The sequence below is a fragment of the Duganella qianjiadongensis genome (assembly GCF_009857915.1).
Lineage (GTDB): Bacteria > Pseudomonadota > Gammaproteobacteria > Burkholderiales > Burkholderiaceae_D > Rugamonas > Rugamonas qianjiadongensis.
Map to the genome: position 1 here is coordinate 378666 of NZ_WWCM01000001.1, position 19564 is coordinate 398229.

Genomic DNA, 19564 nt, shown 5'->3' on the forward strand with positions numbered 1-19564 from the left:
CAGGCTGGAAAGGATAGTCAGATTGAAGATGGATGAGTGGTAGTCGCTACGGTAGATGTGAGATTGGCTAAACCTTTGAATTATAACCAAATCTCCCCTACTTGGCAATGCGCAACCGGAGTTTTTTACGACTAAAGCCCGGTCACGGTATCCCGTGCCGGGCGATCTGCAGCGCTTGCTGCGGCAGAATCAGGCCTTGCCGGAACGGCGGCGCAGCAGCGCCAGCATGCCCAGTCCGGCCGCCAGCATGGCACCGGTCGCCGGTTCCGGCACCGGCGACACGCCGTTCGCCACTTCGGCCGCCGTCAGTGCACGGTCGAAGGTGGCGATGTAGTCCACGTTGCCGGCACCCGCCTCCGGTTTGGCATTGGTCAGGTCATCGACAAAGAAATTAGCCTTGGCGCCCGAGAACGTGGCGATATTGCCGCTATCGGTGAAGGACCCCGCCAGCGCCCCGTTCACATACAGGGAAACCAGACTGCCGCTGTCGCGCGTCAGCGTCACCCGGGCCGACTGGCCATCGGCCGGCACATTCCCCATGCTGCCTATATTGTAGAAGTACCACTGCGTATTGCTGGTGTACAGACCCATATCCGACGTACGGTCCTTGAAATCGATGATCTTCTGCCAGCCGCTATGGCTATCGAAGCTCATCACCATATCGATGGTGTACACGCTGCCCAGCGCCTCGGCCAGCGCCAGACCTTCGTTCTTGCCAAAGCTGTAGCTGCTGGCGCCCAGCGTGCCGCCCAGCCCCACCATGTCGGCACCGCCCAGCGCGTCGGCCATGGTGCCGTTGAAAGAGTACAGATGGTTGGCCGCACTGGCGCTGCCGCCCAGTGCCAGCATGGCCGCGCAAGCCAGTGCCTGTATAGTCTTCATGCGGATTCCCTAATGATCAAAAGATCACAAAAGTATCAACAAGGAAGCTTTTATTGTCAACTGATTATTAACACTTTCTACACACATACTCCGGCAGGCCAGCCCCGCCGGGGGCCAGAAACAGCAAAGCCGCCGGGCCTGGGCCGGGCGGCTTGATCTGGCTGCTACCGGACAAATTAGCCCAGCGCAGCGATACCTGCTTTGGCGATCTGCGCATCTTCGGCCGATTTCACGCCCGACACACCCACTGCACCGATCACATGGCCGTCCACCACGATAGGCACGCCGCCTTCCAGCATGCCGTCCGTCTGCGGCGCCGGAGCGCTGAGGAAGGAAGTGCGGCCGTTGTTGATCATATCTTCATAGATCTTCGATTCGCGGCGGCCCAGTGCCGATACGCGCGCCTTGGCCGGAGCAATGTGTGCCGACAGCGGTGCCGCGCCATCCTGACGCTGCAGCCACAGCAGGTGACCGCCATCATCGACGATGGCGATTACCACCGGCCAGTTATTGGCCACGGCTTCCGCTTCGGCGGCAGCAGCGATTTTCTTCACGTCGGCGAGCGACAGGTATGGTTTGCTTTGCATGTTGTTTCCTCTTTACGGGTGTGTGTAATAACGCAGTACTGCCCTATTGCGGGCGGCGCTTCGCTTCCAGTTTCTGTTTAATCTGCGCCATCACCTGCGCGGCAGCCTGCTCGCCGGCGAGGATGGCCTGATTGCGTCCAGCAAAATCATTGCTGGCCATTTTGCCCAGTGCCGGCACGATGACGATATCGGCATCCTTGAGTTCATACTGATTGATACGCTGGCCCATGATGCTGAAGGTCTGCATGATCACATCGAGCGAGCTGACCGTGGCCTGTACATCGGCCTGGGTGGAGATATTGACGGCGATGACAAAGTCGGCGCCCATGTCGCGCGCAAAGCGCACCGGCACCGGCGCCACCAGACCGCCATCGACATAGGTATGGCCATTGATGGTCACCGGCTGGAACACGCCGGGTACGGCGGACGAAGCCCGCACGGCCATGCCGGTATTCCCGCGCTGGAACAGGATGGGCTGACCATCCTTCAGATCGGCCGCCACGGCGCCGAACGGAATCTTCAGCTTTTCCATGGGCTGGTTATTCACCGCCTTGTTGACGTAGGCTTGCAGCGCCTCCCCTTTGAGCACACCGGTACTCTTGCGGAACAGCGGCAGCGCCCAGTCGGAGATCGACGCTTCATCCATTTCCAGCGCCATCTTCTGCAGCTGGAAACCGGAATTACCGGCTGCATACATCGCCCCGACCACACTGCCGGCGCTGGTGCCCACCACGACATCAGGGTGTATGCCCTGCGCTTCCAGCGCCTTGATCACGCCGATATGGGCAAAACCGCGCGCCGCGCCACCACCCAGCGCCAGACCGATACGGACTTTTTTAGGCGGCAGCGGCTCGGCCACCGGCGGCTGCAGTACCGGGGTTTCTGCAACAGGCGTGGTTTTGCAGCCAGCGAGTGTGGCTGCGGCAAGCGTGGCGATAGTGACAAGAGCGAGGCGGCGTGCAAACATGGACGGGGTTGGACTGAACGTTGGGTTGAATTCAAGCGCCCAGATTGTACACCGCCTGCCCTATTCCTTCAGTGCAGCAAGCTAATACTTGTCATTGTCGGCAAATATAGGTTTGCGCGACTTCCACTGCCCCGCCGTAAAGTCGGGGAAGTCCAGCGTCTGGAAGTTCTGCGCGATCGACTGCTCCGACAGCGGCGTGATGGCGCTCCACGTCACGGCATCGTAGATGTCGATAGGCATGGGCGCCTCGGCCTTGAGCGCTTCCACGAATGCGTGGATGACGAAGAAATCCATGCCGCCGTGTCCAGCGCCTTCGGCCGTCTTGGCATACTTCTTCCACAGCGGATGCTCGTAGCGGTCCTGCCATTGCTGGAAGTCGTCCCACTGGTGCGGCTTGCTCTGGCCTTCGATGTGGATGGCATGATTCACATCCATCCACAGCCCATCTGTGCCTTGCACACGGAAGCCCAGCGAATACGGCCGTGGCAGCGACGTATCATGCTGCAGGAGGATGGTCTCGCCGTTTTCGCAGGACAGCGTGGTGGTCACCACATCGCCGAGCTTGAACTGCACCCGCGCATTCGGATGCTGCGGCCCGCCCTGCTTGACGATGTAGTCGTGCAGGCCACGCGCCTTGGTGGCGAAAGTATTGATGCGGGTGAAGCGGTTGCCGCGATTGATGTTGGTGTACATCGCACATGGGCCGATACCGTGGCTAGGATACAGCTCGCCATTGCGCTGCACCGAATGTTCGGTACGCCAGCGCGCCTCCGACCAGCCCTTGCTGCCGAACTCCACGCCGCCGCCATAGGGCCTGGCCGGATCGCCGCTATTGAACTTCACCGCGCGCAGATCGTGCTGGTAGCCACCCTGCAGGTGCACCAGTTCGCCGAACACACCGGCACGTACCATCTGCAGCACGGCCATCACATCGCGCCGGTAGCACACATTCTCCAGCAGCATATACGGCGTGCCGGTCCTGAGCTGGGTATTGAGCACATCCCAGTGATCCTGCAAGGTAATGCCGGCCACCACTTCGCAGCCCACTGGCACCTTGGCCTGCATGGCCGCTATCGCCATCGGTGCATGCCACTCCCATGGCGTGGCAATGATCACGCCATCGAGCTTGCCGGCATCGAGCATGCGCTTGTAGGCTTGCGGGTCGCGATCTTCACCGAAAGTCTGCGGTGGCGCCTTACCGGCTTTTTCCACCTGCTTGAGCGCCTTGCCCAGCATGACAGGTTCGATATCGCACAGCGCCACCATTTCCACGTCATCGCGGCGCAGCAGTTCCTGCAGCAGCACCTGGCCGCGCATGCCGGTGCCTATCATGCCTAGCCTGACCTTCTGGCGCGTGGCCGCATAGCTGGACGGAAGCAGCAGGCTTCCGGCCAGCGCAGCGCCGGCCATCAGGAAATCACGTCGATTCAATTGCTTGTTCATCAGTTGATAACCTTAATGAGCTTGATCGGGTCCGATCCATTGTAACGGATCAGAAGAACTTGTAATTCAGCGAGAAGGCATACTGGCGGCCAAACAGGTTCTGGCTGTGGTTATAGCCTTCCCAGCCATTCGGATCGTAGTACGGCTGCTTGTTGAAGATGTTCTTGATATTCAGCCCCAGATCGAGATTCTTCATCGGCTTCCAGTTCAGGCCCAGATTGACGGTGGTATAGGACGGCGCACCATCGCACAGATTGGCCGGCATCTGCACACCGGCGGCGCTGCAGGTACCGGGCGCATTGTCGGTATCCCATGGTCCATAGGCCCACTTGGTGCGGCCCGTGTAATTGACGAACAGGCTGGTGACGAAGTCGCGGAAGGCCCAGTCGGCATTGAAGGTGGCGCGCATGCGCGGCGAATCGTAGTAGCCCACGTTATTGCCGCCAAAGCCGTTGCCGTCGTCGCTGTTATAGGTCTCGCGGCGACGGAAGGTGGTCGATACGCCCGTATTCAGCTTGCCGTAGACGCCCAGACTGAAGCGGGTGCGCGCATCCACATCGATACCATCGATCAGCGTGCGGCCACGATTCGAGTACGAGTTAATCAGGCCACCGATATTACCCACCGTGTAGGTAGGCAGCGTACCGGCGCAAGCTGCCGCGTTGGCGGGGTTTTTGCACATGCTGGCCACGGCAGCCATATTGCCGCGGTCAGCATCGCTGATCGGATTGCGGATCGCCGCGCTGGTGCCTGCCAGCGTCGGGCCGTATTTGTCGACCAGCTGGGTGAACAGCTCGTTGAAGTCCTGACGCACGATTTCATTGCGGCGGTAGGCAAACCAGTAGTCGATCGAAACGCTGACATCCTTGGCTGGCTGCAGCACCAGACCAGCCGTCGAAATCTTGGCTTTTTCCGGACGCAGATCAGGATTGGGCGGGGTCAGACCACCCACCGTGGTGGAGCAGTTGGAATTGAGCAGAGTCTTGCCCAGTTCCACTTCAGCCGGCAGCACGGATTTCTTGAGCAAATTGGCCATGGCATTGGTCTGGTCGCAGCGTACCGTGTCACGGATGCCGCCCACCTGGGCAAACACGCCACCGCTACCGGATTCCGCCAGATTCGGTGCGCGGAAGCCTTCCGAGTAGGTGCCCCTTACCAGCACTTCCGGCATGGCGCGCCACTGCACGCCCAGCTTAGGTGCCACATTCGCCGCAAAATTAGGATATTTATCGAGACGGGCCGCAGCATTGATTTCCAGCGTGTCCGTCAGCGGCACTACCACTTCGCTGAATACGGCAGCGACATTGCGCTGGCCGTCGAACCACGAGCCGCCCTGCTGGGTGATCAGGCCATTGGCCGCATCGGCATTGCCCGGGGTGTAGAAGCTCTCGCGCATCAGGCTGGCGCCGAAGGCGGCGCGCACTTCGCGTTCGCCGATTTTAGCGACCGTGCCTTCCACCTTGCCGTCCCAGGTAATCAGCTTGGTCCACGACTGGATATCGAAGGTCGGATAGGCCGCGCGCAGCAGCGCTGCATTGGCATCGCTGATCTCGCCGAACTTGTAGGCCGGATTGTCGGCAATATAAGTGCGGCCGGTGACGGGATCGGTAGTGAACGGACCGAACGCCGCCTGGAAGCCCTTGGTGTTGATGTTGATGGTCTGGTACAGGGTCGAATGGCTGCCGGCCACGCTCAGCGCAGTCTCGAAGTCCCAGCCGTTGGCAAAGCTGCCGCGCAGGCCAGCCAGCGCACGGTAGCTGTTATCGATATTGGTCTGGCCGAAGTGGCCCACCGCATCGGTCAGCAGATAGTTCAGACCAGCCGCTCCGCCCATCTTGGCCGCCATGTCGGCATCGAGCTTGCCTTTCAGGTAGACGTTGTTCGGGCCCAGATACGGCGTCACGAAAGTATTCAGATTGGTGCCGGTATTGCGCGAGAACCAGTTGCTGGTGCTGCCGCTATTGAAACTGCGCGGGCCGTTCTCGCCGCGCAGTTTGATATGAGTGTAGGCCGTTTCGGCAAACGCTTCCAGATCGCCGCCCAGTTTGATGCGGCCATTCAGATAGCCCGTTGCACGGTCCGAACTCGGGCCCGTGTCCAGTGCATACGGCAGCGAATTCCACACGCAGCGCGTGCCGGAAGCTTCCGTGATCGAGGTGGTGCAGCCTTTGACGGCACGCTGGGTGCGGGCATTCTTGTTCGCCGGGTCGAACACGAAGAAAGTGCCGGGGTTGACCACGCCCGGTTCGCTGCCTACCCCCACGCGGAAGCCCGGCACGAAGGTGGGGTTGTTGTCATAGAAGCCCGCTGGACGCTTCAGATAGGTGTCTTCCAGCGCAATGCGGTCGCGCTGATACAGGTTGATCGAGCCATAGATGTTATAGCCATCATTATTCAGGTCGCCCAGACCGTACAGCAGACTGCCCTGACGTTCGCCATAAGACTTCACCGTAGGCGAGAAGTCGCCGTTAGCGCGCAGTTCCAGACCCTGATAGTTTTTCTTGGTAATCACGTTGATGACGCCTGCCACCGCATCGGAACCGTACACGGCGGAAGCACCGTCAGTCAGGATTTCCATGCGTTCGATAGCCGCTGCCGGAATTGCATCGATGTTGACGAACATGGTCTGGAAGCCGGCTGGCGCACCATAGAACGACAGGCGGCGGCCATTCAGCAACACCAGCGTGCCCTGCGCGCCCATGCCGCGCAGATTGGCCTGCGAAGCACCATCCGATCCGGTGAACATGGAGCGGAAGTCCTGCTGCGCCGGGCGTGCCGCCGGCAGGTTATCGAGCACCTGCAGCAGCGTGCGACCCCCCATGTTTTCGATCTGTTTGGCATCCACCACCTGCACCGGCGATGCGGTTTCGGCGTTAATGCGCTTCAGGCTGGAGCCGGTAATCTCGACCCGCGTGATCTTTTCATCCTTCTTCTGCTTCTGCTCTTCCTGCTCATCCGCCGCCAGTGCGCCCGAAGCCAGGCCCACTGCCATCATTGCAGCTACCAGTTTTTTTATCTGCATGTTTATCTCCCTGAATTGCGTGGTGTCGTGTGTAACTCAAAACAAAAGGTTGCAACTACCCCTCCCCGGTCCGTGGAGGGGTTCCTACGTGTGAAAAAAGTGGATGAAATCAGCGGGTGCGGACGGTGCTTCCTTCGGTACCGATCAGCACCGCATTGGCCCAGTTGCCACAAACCTGAGCAGGCTTGCTGCCCTGCGCACCGAGCGTGCGCAAGCTAAGCTGGGTCAGTCCGCGCACATCGATCTCCGGCTTGACCACGGCTGGCGCGCTAATCAGACCGCTGTCGTACAGCAGACGCTCGCCCGTCCAGATCTGGAACTGCAGGCCGCCGGCGTTGCGGCAGCTATCGTCCACACCAAGGTCGGCGCGCAGCAGATTCCAGTTGCCGGCCAGTTGCAGATCGACGCGGCTGCTTGAGCCTACGCCCAGTCCCTTGCGGAACCACAGGCCGTTCATGCGCATCTCCTTGCCCTGCGCAAGCTGGTCGCGGTGCACCGATTTCGGCAAGGCCAGATCGGACAGATACTGCTGGATCTCCGGGCCTTCTTTGGGCTGATAAGCCATCACATGGAAGGTCGACAGCGTAACCGGTGCCACTTCGCTCGCTACCACCGCGTTATAGGCACGCGCTACCGGCGTGGCCGCTGCCGTCACCATAGGGTCGCTTGCAGAAGCACCGTCGCCTTCGGGGTTATGCGTGCTCAGTACACGGAAGCGCAACAGACGGCCTGCCGTGGCAGGGAAGCTGATGCTCTGCAGGCCTTGCGCCAGTTTCAGCTGGCCCCGTTTGACGGGCGCGCCCCAGTCGCCATTGTTATCGCCGAGGTAGACTTCGTAATCGCGGATCTGGCCATGCTTCCAGTGCTGGTCGTTACGCGGCGCCAGTTCGATACCGTCGATCAGGCGGCGCTCGGTAAAACCTATCACCCACTCGTGCGGCCCGCCCTGCACTGCCGGGCTGCGCGTGGTACGGAACCAGCTGGCCGGATTATCGTCAAACGCATTTTCCAGCGGATTGCCGGCTTCCTCCGACGGCCGGTTCAGCACCATCATGGCGTCAGCCGGAATGGCCCGGCCTATGGCTGGCGCGGCGGGGAAGGCATCGTCAGCCAGCGCCTGCGCTGCGGCGTGCTGTACCCGTACTTGCAGCGGCTGGCGGATATCCTGCCTGGCCAGTTTGACATGCAGCGTGCCCAGTCGCTCGGCGGCATCGAAATACCAGCCTTCGCCGGCTGCATCGAATGCAGCGCGGTCTGCCTGCGCTGCCAGCAGGCGGTCGCCGCTGCTGACCGTTGCAGGACGCTGGCGGCTCAGCACACGCAGCGCATAGGCGCGCTGCGCCAGCTGGCCATCGTAGCTGCCTACCACGGGTGCCAGTTCGAGGCTGTAGCCATCGGCCGCGCCGCGCAGGCGGAAGGTCTGCTGGCTGAACGCACCCTGCTGGTAGCGGCGCGAGTTGCCATCGTCCTCATACAGCGTGTACTCGGACACGCCGCTGCCCTGTTGCGGATACAGATCCAGCGTCAGCACATCTTTCGGCTTTTCGCCGTCGTACAGCATTTCCGGATACATGGGCAGAATGGCGCCGGCACGCACGAATACGGGCAGCTTATCGAGCGTAACGGCCAGATCGATATCGCGCCCGCCCTGATCTGCCGTGGCCTGGCGGCCATCCCAGTAATCGAACCAGCGGCCTTGCGGCAGGTGGATGGCGCGGCGCCAGCCACCGCTGACAGCCTGGCTGCGGTACACGGGCGCCACCAGCAGGTCGCGCCCCAGCATGAACTGGTATTTATAGGCTTCCGTATTGGCTGCCGGATCTGCCGGATAGTCCCACATCAGGCCACGCACCAGCGGCGCGCCGCTCTGCTCGGCCTCGTGCATCAGCGTGTACATATAGGGCGTCAGGCGCATCTTCAGCTTCAGGTAGCGCCGGTTGATGCTGACATACGGTTCGGCGAACCACCACGGATGCTTGCGCTCCGCCGCAGCCCAGCCGGACATCCCCATCAGCACCGGCGTAAAGCTCTTCCATTGCAGGTCGCGCGTATAGGTCTCGGGGCTGCCGCCGAAGATGGCATCCACGTCGCCAGTCGCATAGGCCTGACCGGACAGGCCGGAGCCGATCAGGGTCGGCACATGCCAGCGGATATAGTCCCAGCTGGCGCTCTGGTCGCCGGTCCACGTCACCGCGTAGCGCTGGGTCCCGGCCCAGCCCATCACGGTCCAGATAAAAGGACGGCCATCGGAATTATTCAGGATACCGTCGTAGGCCGATTTATTGGCATCGAGCGAGAACTGGTAGCCCTTGCCGGTCCATGCCACATCGAGCTTCTGTACGCGGGTGCCGGCCGTACCCACTTCCCAGGCCATTTTCTCGACGCCGTTTTCCGTCCACAGGCCGGTGCGGAAGCCATATTTGGCCAGCCCCTGCACGGTCTCCGGCAAGGCCGTGTAGCCGCAGCCATAGCCGTCGTTCGGCAGTATCCAGCCACCCGGCATATCGTTCTCGCGGTACTTGCGCGCCACCGTGTCGATCACGTCCGGCGTCTTGCCGGTCGGGCCATCGCTCCAGCCCTTCGGCACGGTGCCCGGCTTTTTCACGTTGTCGCCATCGTTGTAGCAGTCGGCATCGCCAAATTCCAGCGCCCAGCGCGGCAGCATGTGCGCCCGTCCGGTCCACTCGGTATAGCGCGCCAGTACATCCTTGACGTCTTTGCCGACAAAGTAATAGGCATCGAAGCGGGCTTCGTCATGGGCCAGCGCAATCTGCTCGTTCTGGCGCAGATCGTAATTCCCGTCCGACCAGGTATTGCGCAGCATGCCCCAGCCGCGCGAACTCATCAGGAATGGTGCCGGACTCGGTCTATCGCCCTCTTCCCAGCCACCGGAGTAGGATACGGGTAATTGCCTGCCTTTGAATTCATAACGACCATTCTGCTGGCCGCCGCCAAAGAAACGCTCGGCCTTGTCGCTGGAAAGAATCTGCACGCTCTGCTTGTCGCCCAGTTCCAGCGGCTGCACTTCGCGCCACAGCGGCTGCGCTTCGCCCGTGCGGTACAGGCTGAAACGCAGCGGCTTGCGTTCCACTTTCAGCGTCAGCGCTGCAGTGCGGATCAGAATATGGTCAGGCTGCTCGCTGACGCTATGCTCGACACTGGCCGCAGGCTGCGCCACCACGATGGCTGCTGCCTGATCGCCGGGGCCCGTCAGGCCGGCCTTTTTCGGACCAGCCCAGATGTGCAGCACATCGGCGCGGGGTAGACTCAGTTCTATCTGCGCACCGGTATCGGTCTGCAGTTGCCATTGTGCGCCGGCAGCGGGCTGTATCGAACGCAAATTGCCTATAGGTGCAGCGCAGGCACTAGCGCCGAACGCCAGCGTCGCCAGCGCGGCGGTAATGGCCTGCACAACAGGCCGGGTTGCAGGGGCAATAGAGAAAGCAGCAGGATGCGGAATCTGTTTCATGTCGTGTGAAATTCAAAAGTACAGCATTGCGATATGTTCACTCTAGAAATAAAAATTAGGCCGGTCAATGAAAAGAAAAGAAAAATTTTCAATTAAATGCAAAAATCTTTCGTTTACGTTCGAGCAACGAATTTTAACTTTCGTTTATGTAGTAAAACGGCCACATTGATGGGAAACAACTTTACTATTAGTCTTTCGTTTTACTTTCGTCTTTGACAAAACGAAAATTAAACTTTATTCTTCCCTACACCTAACCTGAGAATTCTTTCGATGACTACGCTATTCCAACGCACACCCGAAGCCTGGCGCGAACTTGGCGGCCTTGATACTGCCGAAGAAATCGCCCAGCAACCTGCCCTGTGGCGCGAGCTCGCCCGCCTGCTCGATAGCCAGCGCGCGGCGCTGAGCGACTTCCTTGGCGATGTACTGAGCACGCCCGAAGCGCGCATCATTCTGACCGGCGCCGGCAGCTCGGCCTACGCGGGCGAAATCATTGCCGATGAAATCAATGCAGCCTGGCCCTGCCAGGTGCGGGCTATTTCTACCACCAGCCTGCTGACCCATCCGGCCCTGTACCTGCGCCGCGAGCGCCCTACGCTGGTGATCTCGTTTGCCCGCAGCGGCAACAGCCCGGAAAGCACGGCCGCAGTACAGCTGGTGCGCGACATGGTGCCGCACGCACGCTTCCTCAATATCACCTGCAATGCCGATGGCGATCTGGCCAGACAGGGCGCTGGCGACCAGGCCACCTACAACCTGCTGATGCCGGCCGCCAGCTGCGACCGCGCCTTCGCCATGACCAGCAGCTTCACCTGCATGCTGCTGGCCGCACTGTCCGTGCTCGATCCCGACTTCCAGAGCGCGCAGATCGAAACGCTGGCCCAGCTGGGCGAGCAGGCGCTGGCCGACTGGTCGGCTCCGGTGGCACAGCTGGCAGCACAGAAAGTGGCGCGTGTGGTGTATCTGGGCAGCGGTCCGCTGGAATCGCTGGCCAAAGAAGCCGCCTTGAAGATCCTCGAACTGACGGCTGGCGAAGTGCTGGCCGTGGCCAATAGCGCGCTGGGTTTCCGGCACGGTCCCAAAGCCATGGTCAATCAGCAGACGCTGGTACTGATGTTCCGCAGCTCCGATCCGGTGGCACGCCGCTACGAAGGCGACCTGCTGGCCGAACTGCAGCGCGACCAGATTGCCGCCGCCTGCCTGACCATCGGCAGCGGCGGCGACTATGGCAGCGAGGCACCAGCATGGGCCGATGCATGGCTGGCGCCCCTGTGGCTGCTGATGGCGCAGCAGTATGCGCTGCACCAGTCGGCCATGCTGCAGCTGCGTCCCGACAATCCCTTCGCCAGTGGCACCGTCAACCGCGTGGTCCAGGGCGTCACCATCTATCGTCATGACGCGTTCTAAAGTACGCGGCTACCACGGCATCGATATCGGCGGCACCAAGATCGAACTGGTGGCCTATCTGGATGACGCGTCCGGCCTGCGCGAAGTGCAGCGCGAACGCATTCCCACGCCGGGCACGGACTTCGCCGAATTCGTCCAGTCCATGCAGGCGCTGGTGGCGCGGGCCGATGTGGCGCTGGATATGCGCGCTGCCGTCGGCATCGGCCTGCCCGGCATCGTCGATACCGTCAGCGGTCGTCAGCTCAGTTCCAACGTTCCGGCGCTGAACGGCCGGGTGGTTGCCAGCGCTCTGCAGGAAGCCCTTGAGCGCCCGCTGGTGATCGGCAATGACTGCCAGTGCTTTGCCCTGTCGGAAGCCGATGGCGGCGCAGCCCACGCCCTGCCCAGCATGTTCGGCGCGATTATCGGCACCGGCGCCGGTGGCGGCTATTGCGTCAATGGCCGGCTGCTGCGCGGTGCCAATGGCATCGCCGGCGAATGGGGGCACTGGCCCATACCGGCCGCGCTGCAGCAGCAATATCAGCTCCCCCTGCTGCCATGCGCCTGCGGCCGCAGCGGCTGCATGGAGCGCTATGTATCGGGCCCCGGCATGAGCCTGCTGCACCGCCATCTGGGCGGCGACGGCGCCGCGCCGCTCGCCATTGCGGCGCAGGCTGCCGCCGGTTCGCAGCTGGCGCAGCAGACCATGGCACTGCATCTCGACCTGCTGGCGCACGCACTGGCCACACTGGTGATTACGCTGGACCCGCACGCCATCGTACTGGGCGGCGGGCTATCGCAGATGAACCATCTGTACCAGCAATTGCCGGCCGCCGTGAAGCGCCACCTGTTTGCCGGCGTGATCGTCCCGCCCATCCTGCCGCCCGCATTCGGCGATGCCGGTGGCGCGCGCGGTGCGGCCTTACTGGCGCGCCAGCTTTATCCCTGATTGACACTGTGAAGAAAATGAACGCCCCACTCTCGCCCGTCCAGCAAATCATCGCCGCCCACCGTCGTGGAGAAGCAGCCGGCATCTACAGCGTGTGCTGCAGCCATCCTGCCGTGCTGCGCGCCGCCATGCAGGTAGCACTGCATTACGACACCATCCTGCTGATCGAGGCCACCTCGAATCAGGTGGACCAGTTTGGCGGCTACACCGGCATGACGCCTGCCGTGTTCCGCGACTACGTGCAGCAACTGGCGGTCGCGCAGCAGTTCCCGCTGGAGCGGCTGGTGCTGGGCGGCGACCATCTGGGCCCGAACGCCTGGCAGACGCTGGACGCCAACACGGCCATGAACCATGCCGAAACCCTGATCGCTGCCTATGCTGCAGCGGGTTTCCATAAAATCCACCTCGATTGCAGCATGCGCTGTGCCGACGATCCGGAAATTCTCGGTGACGACATCATCGCAGCCCGCTCGGCGCGCCTGTGCGCCGTGGCCGAAGCTGCTGCCGCGCAGGCCGGCCTGGCGCCGCCCGTGTACGTGATCGGCACGGAAGTCCCGATTCCGGGCGGCGAAGCCAATCTGGCGCAGGCCGGTGCCGTTACCGCGCCCCAAGCCGCCGCGCGCACGCTGGACGTACACCGGCAGGCTTTCTTCGCGCGCGAACTGCACAGCGCATGGCGCCGCGTGATCGCCATGGTGGTACAGCCCGGGGTCGATTTCGACCATAGCCGGATCCAGCACTATCAGGCCGATGCAGCCCGCTCGCTATCCGGATTCATCGCCGGCCAGCCCGGACTGGTATTCGAAGCCCACTCCACCGACTACCAGCGCGAGAGCGCCCTGCATCGCATGGTGCACGACCATTTCGCGATTCTGAAAGTGGGGCCAGCCGCCACCTTTGCCCTGCGCAGTGCGCTGCAGGCACTGTGCGCCATCGAAGCCGAACTGCTGCCCGCCACCCGCTGCTCGCAGCTGATGCAGATACTCGACGATGCCATGCTGGCCCAGCCCAAGCAATGGCTCAAGCACTATCCGGGCACGGCCAGCGAACAGCGTCTGCTGCGCCGCTACGGCCTGAGCGACCGCTGCCGCTACTACTGGGGCGAGGCCAGCGTGCAGGCGGCCGTCAACCAGCTGCAGCACAATCTGGATGGTCTGCAGATCCCGCTGATGCTGCTTGCCCAGTTCCTGCCGCAGCAGTACGAGGCGGTACGCGACGGCCAGCTGGCCGCAAGCTTCGACGCCCTGCTGGAACACAGCATAGGCCTGTCGCTTGCGCCGTATGCACGCGCCTGCAACCACAACCGCGCAATCTGTTAAGCTCGACGTCTTTTCTGCACTAGCCATTACACCATGCGACAAACCAGCCAACGCCGCGCCGCCATCCTGCAAGCCCTGACCGAACACGGCAACGTACAGGTCAATGAACTGGTGGAGCAGATGGGCGTCTCCGCGGTCACCATACGCAGCGATCTGAGCGCGCTCGAATCTCAGGGACTGGCACGGCGCAGCCATGGCGGCGCGCGCCTGAGCCGCACGCCGCCGCCGGAGCAGACCATACCGCAGAAGGATGCCCTCAATCACGAACAGAAAGAGCGCATCGGCGCCTGCGCCGCACGCATGGTGCAGCCGGGCGATAACATCATCATCGATTCGGGCACCACCACCATTTCGCTGGCGCGCCATCTGCACGACGCCGACAACGTAACGGTGCTGACCAATGGACTGAACATCGCCTGGGAACTGGCACAGGCACCCGGCGTGGACCTGATACTGACGGGCGGCCTGCTGCGCAAGCAGTCGCTGTCGGTACAGGGCAGCCAGGCCGAGGCCTGCCTGCAGGCCTACAGCTTCGACAAGCTGTTCCTCGGCGTGGACGGTTTCGATCTGCAGTTCGGCGTCACCACCCACCACGAGGCCGAAGCCAGCCTGAATCACAAAATGGTGGAACGGGCCAAGAAAATCATCGTCCTCACGGATGCCTCCAAATTTGGCCGGGTCAGCCTGCACCGCATCGTGCAGCTCGACCGGGTCGATACTGTTATCACCGACGCCAGCATCAGCGACGAATATCGCGAAGGTCTGCTGGCAGCCGGTATCGAACTTCTGATTGCGGATTAAGCACGTGATTCACGGTAAAGCCAACAGTAAAGTCAGCGGTAAAATTCTCACCCCTCAAGGCTGGCTGCAGGGCAGCCTGCATTTCGGCCAGCGCATCAGCGCTATCGAAGCCGACGCCAGCGCGGCCAGCTCCACTGGCGGCCTGACCATCCTGCCCGGCTTCATCGACCTGCACGTGCACGGCGCCGCCGGCGTCGATATCATGCAGGGCGGCGACGCCGGCATCACCGTGGCGCGCGCCCATGCCCGCCACGGCACCACGGCCATGCTGGGCACCACCATGACCGCCACCGACAACTCGATACGCCGCGCCCTGAATGGTCTGGCGCCAGCCATCGCCGCGCGTCCCGCCGGCGCAGCGCGCATGCTGGGCGTGCATCTGGAAGGCCCTTTCCTCAGCATCCAGCGGCTCGGCGCCCAGCCTGCTGACGCGGTAGTGGAAGGCAGCCTCGATCTGGTGCGCAGCTATCACGCCATTGCACCGATACGCGCCATGACGCTAGCCACCGAAGTCGCCCGGCATCTGCAATTGATACCGCAACTGACAGAGCTGGGCATCCGCGTCCAGCTCGGCCACAGCAACGGCAGCTACGACGACGGCGTCGCTGCGCTGGCCGCCGGTGCTGCCGGATTCACCCACCTGTTCAACGGCATGACGGCGCTGCAGCACCGCCAGCCCGGCATCGTCGGTGCGGCGCTGGCCCATGCCGAGTATGCCGAGATCATTCCCGATCTGCAGCACGTGCACGAAGGCGCCATCCGTGCCGCCCTGCGCGCCATTCCGCGCCTGTACGGCGTCACCGATGCCACCGCCGCCACCGGCATGCCCGATGGCGAATACGGCCTCGGTAGCCAGCGCGTCTACAAGTGCATGGGCTGCGTGCGGCTGGCCACGGGCTCGCTGGCCGGTTCCGTGCTGACCATGGATCAGGCGCTGCGCAATTTCGTCGCGCTGGGGCTGGATCTGGCCGACGCCTCGAACCGCCTGTCGCTCTATCCTGCCGACTATCTGGGCGAGACCGAAAGGGGCCGCTTGCAGACGGGCGCATGGGCCGATCTGGTGGTGCTCGATGCCGACCTGCAGCCGGTGGCCGTGTATGTCGAAGGCGAAGCCATCGAACTGACCCCGGCCTGATACACCCGCAACCATTTTTCCAACCCGAACCGGAGCACCGATGCACCTCACCGAGCCTAGCGCAGCAACGCCCACCGAGTTGAAATCCAGCGCCCGCGCCATGCGCTATCTGCTATTCATCGCCGGCATGGGCGGTCTGCTCTACGGCATCGATGTCGGCATCATCGCCGGCGCGCTACCGTATCTGGAAGCCACCGCCTCGGTGGCCTGGCACCTGAGCGCGCAGCAGCTAAGCTTTATCGTTGCGGCCGTGCTGCTCGGTTCCGTGCTGTCCTCGCTGTTCGCCGGTGCACTGGCCGATCTGATCGGACGGCGCTGGGCTATGGTGCTCGCTGGCGCGCTGTTCACCCTGAGCATACCGCTGATCGCGCTGGCCGATGGCTATCTGGCGCTGCTGCTGGGCCGTCTGCTGCAAGGCATCAGCGGTGGCCTGATCGGTGTGGTGGTGCCGCTGTATCTGGCCGAGTGCCTGCACGCGCGCCAGCGTGGCCGTGGTGCGGCGCTGTTCCAGCTGCTGCTGACTATCGGTCTGGTCGCGGCGGCGCTGATCGGTCTGTATCAGGCGCAGAACGTGGAAGCGGTCAGCAACGCAGCACAGGCGCTGCAGCCCGCGGCACGGGCCGAAGCCCTGTTTGCCGCGCGCGACCATGCGTGGCGCAGCATATTCTGGGTCTGCCTGACGCCGGGCCTGATCTTCACGCTAGGCAGCCTGCTGCTGGCCGAATCGCCGCGCTGGCTGGCCCGCCGGGGCGATCTGGCGCAGGCGCATCAGGCGCTGCTGCGCACCCGCCCGGCCGCCGAAGCGCAGGCCGAACTGCGCGAGATCGAACAGGCGCTGGCACCGGAAACCACTGACGCCACGCATGCCAGCGAAGCGCTGCTGAGCCGCCGTTACGTGCTGCCTTTCCTGCTCGCCTGTCTGGTACTGGCACTCACGCAGGCTACCGGCATCAATTCCATCCTCGCCTACGTGGTCACCATCCTCAACCAGGCCGGCCTGCCCGGTGCCAGCGCCAATATGGCCGACGTGGGACTGAAAGTGCTGAATGCCGTCATGACGGTGGTTGCCGTGGCACTGGTGGACCGCAAAGGCCGCAAATTCCTGCTGATGCTGGGTACCGGCGGCATCGTCGTGGCGCTGCTGTCGGCCGGACTGCTGTTCCGCAGCGCCGAAGGCAACCAGCGCGATGTCACCAGCGTGCTACAGGCACGGGCGCAGGGCGACAGTCTCGCCATCCAGCTCGATAGCGCCACGCTGCAGACACTGGACGGCGGGTTCACGCCGGCCGGCACGGTGCAGCAGCTCACGCTGGCCTATTCCTACGGGCCCTTCACCAACGTGCAAAGCCTGCGCAGCGACGATCCTGCCCTGCCGGTACTGCGTCTGAATCGCGCCGACACGGTGCAGGCCGATAGCGTGATAGGCGCTTTCTTCCGCCGCCTGCATCTGAATCCGTTTGCCGATCCCGCCGCAGGCGCCAGCGCGCCGCTGCACATCGAACAGGCCCACCTGTCGCCGCTGCCATCGACCAGCCATGGCTGGCAGGTAGCACTGGCGATGTGTCTGTTCGTGGCCAGTTTTGCCGTCGGCCCCGGCGTGTGCGTGTGGCTGGCGCTGTCCGAGCTGATGCCCAACCGCATACGCTCGAACGGCATGAGCATCGCCCTGCTGATCAACCAGTTTGTCTCCACTTCCATCGCCGCCGTGTTCCTGCCTACGGTAGGACAATATGGCTACGCCACGCTGTTCTTCTATGGCGCCGGCTGCGCGCTGCTGTACTTCCTCACGGCCGCCCTGCTGCTGCCTGAAACGCGCGGCAAGACGCTGGAAGAAATCGAAGCCCACTTCGCTGGCAAATAAGCCAGACATCAGCCCGCACAGGCAGCCGCCGCAACACGCGGCGGCTGCCCGCCTGCCAGCAAGTGCCGGCAACTGCGCGCTTACAGAAAACGTTCCGGAATATCGTCGTAGAACGGGTACATGCGGAAGTAGGGTTTAGCCTCCTCCAGCACGCGCTGTACGGACGGACGCGCCATCAGACGGTCAAAATAGGTATTGAGTGCGTCGTACTCCTCGGGGAAAGGCAGTACCGTAGCCGCATAGAACAGTGCCGGCGCCGCCGCGCAGTCGGCCAGCGAGAAGCTCGCACCACACATCCATACGCGTGCGTCCATGCGCTTCTCTATCATCTTGTAAGCCGTCTTGAGCTTGGTGCGGTCGCTGGTCAGGTCGCACTGGGTGTCGTTCAGGCGGGCCAGCACGATGGACTGCATGGGCTCCTGCACATAGTGATCGAAGAAGCGGTCCCACAGGCGTACGTCGAGCGCGACATCGGGATCGGGCGGTAGCATGGGCTGCGCGCCCGGATAATGCCGGTCCAGATATTCGATGATGATGCTGGTTTCCGGCACGTCGACGCCGCGCGCATGGTCGCGCAGCACGGGAAAGCGGCACAATGGCCAGATGGCTTCCAGCTCCGCACGGTCGGCCGGTTCACCCAGATTGATGATGCGGCGCTCGAAAGCGGTTTCATTTTCATACAGGGCAATCAGCACCTTGTGACAGAACGAAGCCAGCGGGTGGTAATACAGCGTCAGGGACATGGAAAGCTCCGGTGGGGAGGCATCACCGCGTGATACCGAAATATGCGGCACATGATACTTCAGACTGAGCGCTGGTGGCGTCTGATAAAAACGGCAATACTGCGTTCGCTCCAGCGCCGGGCCATTACACAACGCGCCGGCGGGGCAACGCCACTCCCACCAACGAGGAAATTATGAAGCCAGTCGCCACCACCTTTGCCGCCCTGTGCGCTCTCAGCGCCCTGAATATCCCCTGCTACGCCGATCCCCTTGCGGCCAGCGATCCGGAACAGAACCCGGCAAGCAGCAGCGCCGACAGTATGCATCTTGGAGTGGGTCTGGCCTATGTGCCCGAATATGCCGGCGGCAAAAAAAGCCGCGTGGTGCCGCTGCCGATTTTCGAACGCACTTTCAGCAACGGCTTTTTCATCAGCAGCACACGGGGCCTCGGCTACCAGATGGCCAAAGACAATCTGCAACTGAGTGCCGCCCTCAGTTACGGTGGAGCCCGCGCCGACCATAAACGCAATATCTTCGAAGGCTCGGACGCGCTCAAAGGCATGGGCGACATCGATGGTGCCGCACAAGCCGTGTTCAATGCCAGCTACCGCTTCGATGCCATCAGCGTCAGCCTGGGCACGACCCAGAACCTGGGCCAGCGCAGCCACGGCAACACCTACACGCTGGGCAGCAGCCTGCAACTGATGAACACCGCCAGCGATCAGCTGGGCCTGGGCATATCGGCCGAATACGGCGACCATAAACATGTACAGACCTATTTCGGCGTCACGCCGCGCCAAAGTATGTACTCGGGCTATAACACTTTCCTGACCAAGGCCGGCTTTACCAGCGTGGGCGCGGCCGTCAACTGGAACCACGTGATCGACAAACAGTGGTCAGTACATACCGTGGCCGGCTTCAGGACCCTGACCGGCGACGCCGCCGACAGTCCGCTGAGCAAACGCCGCACTGCCCCTCTGCTGATGACAGGCCTGATCTACTCGTTCTAAAACCCATGCCA

General features: G+C 62.5%; 14 protein-coding genes. 7 read left to right on the forward strand and 7 right to left on the reverse strand.

Annotated elements, in window-relative coordinates:
• Window positions 1–189 precede the first annotated feature (189 nt).
• The 6 genes from GTP27_RS01755 to GTP27_RS01780 all read right to left on the reverse strand — a co-directional run bounded on the left by GTP27_RS01755 (window position 190) and on the right by GTP27_RS01780 (window position 10370).
• Window positions 190–882, reverse strand: a complete 693-nt coding sequence (locus tag GTP27_RS01755) for a LamG-like jellyroll fold domain-containing protein (RefSeq protein ID WP_202416472.1) — start codon at window positions 880–882, stop codon at window positions 190–192.
• Window positions 883–1058: 176 nt separating this feature from the next.
• Window positions 1059–1469, reverse strand: a complete 411-nt coding sequence (locus GTP27_RS01760; RefSeq protein ID WP_161037456.1) for a GlcG/HbpS family heme-binding protein — start codon at window positions 1467–1469, stop codon at window positions 1059–1061.
• Window positions 1470–1512: 43 nt separating this feature from the next.
• On the reverse strand, window positions 1513–2436 hold the full coding sequence (locus tag GTP27_RS01765; RefSeq protein ID WP_161037457.1) for a patatin-like phospholipase family protein: 924 nt from the start codon (window positions 2434–2436) through the stop codon (window positions 1513–1515).
• A gap of 81 nt (window positions 2437–2517) precedes the next feature.
• Complete coding sequence (locus GTP27_RS01770; RefSeq protein ID WP_202416473.1) at window positions 2518–3879, reverse strand: Gfo/Idh/MocA family protein; 1362 nt, start codon at window positions 3877–3879, stop codon at window positions 2518–2520.
• Between the two features lie 49 nt (window positions 3880–3928).
• Window positions 3929–6901 (reverse strand): TonB-dependent receptor plug domain-containing protein, encoded by a 2973-nt coding sequence (locus tag GTP27_RS01775; RefSeq protein WP_202416474.1) that lies wholly within the window; start codon window positions 6899–6901, stop codon window positions 3929–3931.
• A gap of 109 nt (window positions 6902–7010) precedes the next feature.
• Window positions 7011–10370 (reverse strand): TIM-barrel domain-containing protein, encoded by a 3360-nt coding sequence (locus tag GTP27_RS01780; RefSeq protein WP_161037458.1) that lies wholly within the window; start codon window positions 10368–10370, stop codon window positions 7011–7013.
• A gap of 270 nt (window positions 10371–10640) precedes the next feature.
• On the opposite strand from GTP27_RS01780, the gene GTP27_RS01785 reads away from it, so the two are divergent.
• Genes GTP27_RS01785 through GTP27_RS01810 form a run of 6 tightly spaced genes read left to right on the forward strand, consistent with a single transcriptional unit; the run spans window position 10641 to window position 17821 of the window.
• The gene (locus tag GTP27_RS01785; protein ID WP_161037459.1) at window positions 10641–11777 is read left to right on the forward strand and encodes an SIS domain-containing protein; all 1137 of its coding nucleotides are present in this window, start codon (window positions 10641–10643) and stop codon (window positions 11775–11777) included.
• Complete coding sequence (locus GTP27_RS01790; protein WP_161037460.1) at window positions 11764–12705, forward strand: ROK family protein; 942 nt, start codon at window positions 11764–11766, stop codon at window positions 12703–12705. The genes GTP27_RS01785 and GTP27_RS01790 overlap by 14 nt, the downstream gene beginning before the upstream one ends.
• 17 nt (window positions 12706–12722) lie before the next feature.
• Window positions 12723–14024 carry a D-tagatose-bisphosphate aldolase, class II, non-catalytic subunit gene (locus GTP27_RS01795; protein ID WP_161037461.1) on the forward strand — a complete coding sequence of 434 codons (1302 nt, stop codon included), beginning with the start codon at window positions 12723–12725 and terminating at the stop codon, window positions 14022–14024.
• 33 nt (window positions 14025–14057) lie between these two features.
• On the forward strand, window positions 14058–14825 hold the full coding sequence (locus GTP27_RS01800; protein ID WP_161037462.1) for a DeoR family transcriptional regulator: 768 nt from the start codon (window positions 14058–14060) through the stop codon (window positions 14823–14825).
• 4 nt (window positions 14826–14829) lie between these two features.
• Window positions 14830–15960, forward strand: coding sequence for an N-acetylglucosamine-6-phosphate deacetylase (gene nagA / locus GTP27_RS01805; protein ID WP_371865876.1), 1131 nt, complete (start codon window positions 14830–14832; stop codon window positions 15958–15960).
• Window positions 15961–16000: 40 nt separating this feature from the next.
• A complete protein-coding gene (locus GTP27_RS01810) occupies window positions 16001–17821 on the forward strand; it encodes an MFS transporter (protein WP_229633301.1) in 1821 nt (606 codons plus the stop codon).
• Window positions 17822–17901: 80 nt separating this feature from the next.
• Here GTP27_RS01810 and GTP27_RS01815 read toward each other — a convergent pair whose 3' ends face one another.
• The gene (locus GTP27_RS01815) at window positions 17902–18564 is read right to left on the reverse strand and encodes a glutathione S-transferase family protein (RefSeq protein ID WP_161037463.1); all 663 of its coding nucleotides are present in this window, start codon (window positions 18562–18564) and stop codon (window positions 17902–17904) included.
• Window positions 18565–18737: 173 nt separating this feature from the next.
• Between GTP27_RS01815 and GTP27_RS01820 the strand changes: the two genes are divergently transcribed.
• Window positions 18738–19553 (forward strand): MipA/OmpV family protein, encoded by an 816-nt coding sequence (locus GTP27_RS01820; protein ID WP_161037464.1) that lies wholly within the window; start codon window positions 18738–18740, stop codon window positions 19551–19553.
• Window positions 19554–19564 lie beyond the last annotated feature (11 nt).

What these genes read in the sequence shown, in the direction of transcription:
- GTP27_RS01765 (WP_161037457.1), bottom strand. Translation starts at nt 2,436, where the DNA reads ATGTTTGCACGCCGCCTCGCTCTTGTCACTATCGCCACGCTTGCCGCA.
- GTP27_RS01810 (WP_229633301.1), top strand. Translation starts at nt 16,001, where the DNA reads ATGCACCTCACCGAGCCTAGCGCAGCAACGCCCACCGAGTTGAAATCC.
- GTP27_RS01775 (WP_202416474.1), bottom strand. Translation starts at nt 6,901, where the DNA reads ATGCAGATAAAAAAACTGGTAGCTGCAATGATGGCAGTGGGCCTGGCT.
- GTP27_RS01755 (WP_202416472.1), bottom strand. Translation starts at nt 882, where the DNA reads ATGAAGACTATACAGGCACTGGCTTGCGCGGCCATGCTGGCACTGGGC.
- GTP27_RS01770 (WP_202416473.1), bottom strand. Translation starts at nt 3,879, where the DNA reads ATGAACAAGCAATTGAATCGACGTGATTTCCTGATGGCCGGCGCTGCG.
- GTP27_RS01785 (WP_161037459.1), top strand. Translation starts at nt 10,641, where the DNA reads ATGACTACGCTATTCCAACGCACACCCGAAGCCTGGCGCGAACTTGGC.
- GTP27_RS01780 (WP_161037458.1), bottom strand. Translation starts at nt 10,370, where the DNA reads ATGAAACAGATTCCGCATCCTGCTGCTTTCTCTATTGCCCCTGCAACC.
- GTP27_RS01815 (WP_161037463.1), bottom strand. Translation starts at nt 18,564, where the DNA reads ATGTCCCTGACGCTGTATTACCACCCGCTGGCTTCGTTCTGTCACAAG.
- GTP27_RS01795 (WP_161037461.1), top strand. Translation starts at nt 12,723, where the DNA reads ATGAACGCCCCACTCTCGCCCGTCCAGCAAATCATCGCCGCCCACCGT.
- GTP27_RS01760 (WP_161037456.1), bottom strand. Translation starts at nt 1,469, where the DNA reads ATGCAAAGCAAACCATACCTGTCGCTCGCCGACGTGAAGAAAATCGCT.
- GTP27_RS01800 (WP_161037462.1), top strand. Translation starts at nt 14,058, where the DNA reads ATGCGACAAACCAGCCAACGCCGCGCCGCCATCCTGCAAGCCCTGACC.
- GTP27_RS01820 (WP_161037464.1), top strand. Translation starts at nt 18,738, where the DNA reads ATGAAGCCAGTCGCCACCACCTTTGCCGCCCTGTGCGCTCTCAGCGCC.
- GTP27_RS01790 (WP_161037460.1), top strand. Translation starts at nt 11,764, where the DNA reads ATGACGCGTTCTAAAGTACGCGGCTACCACGGCATCGATATCGGCGGC.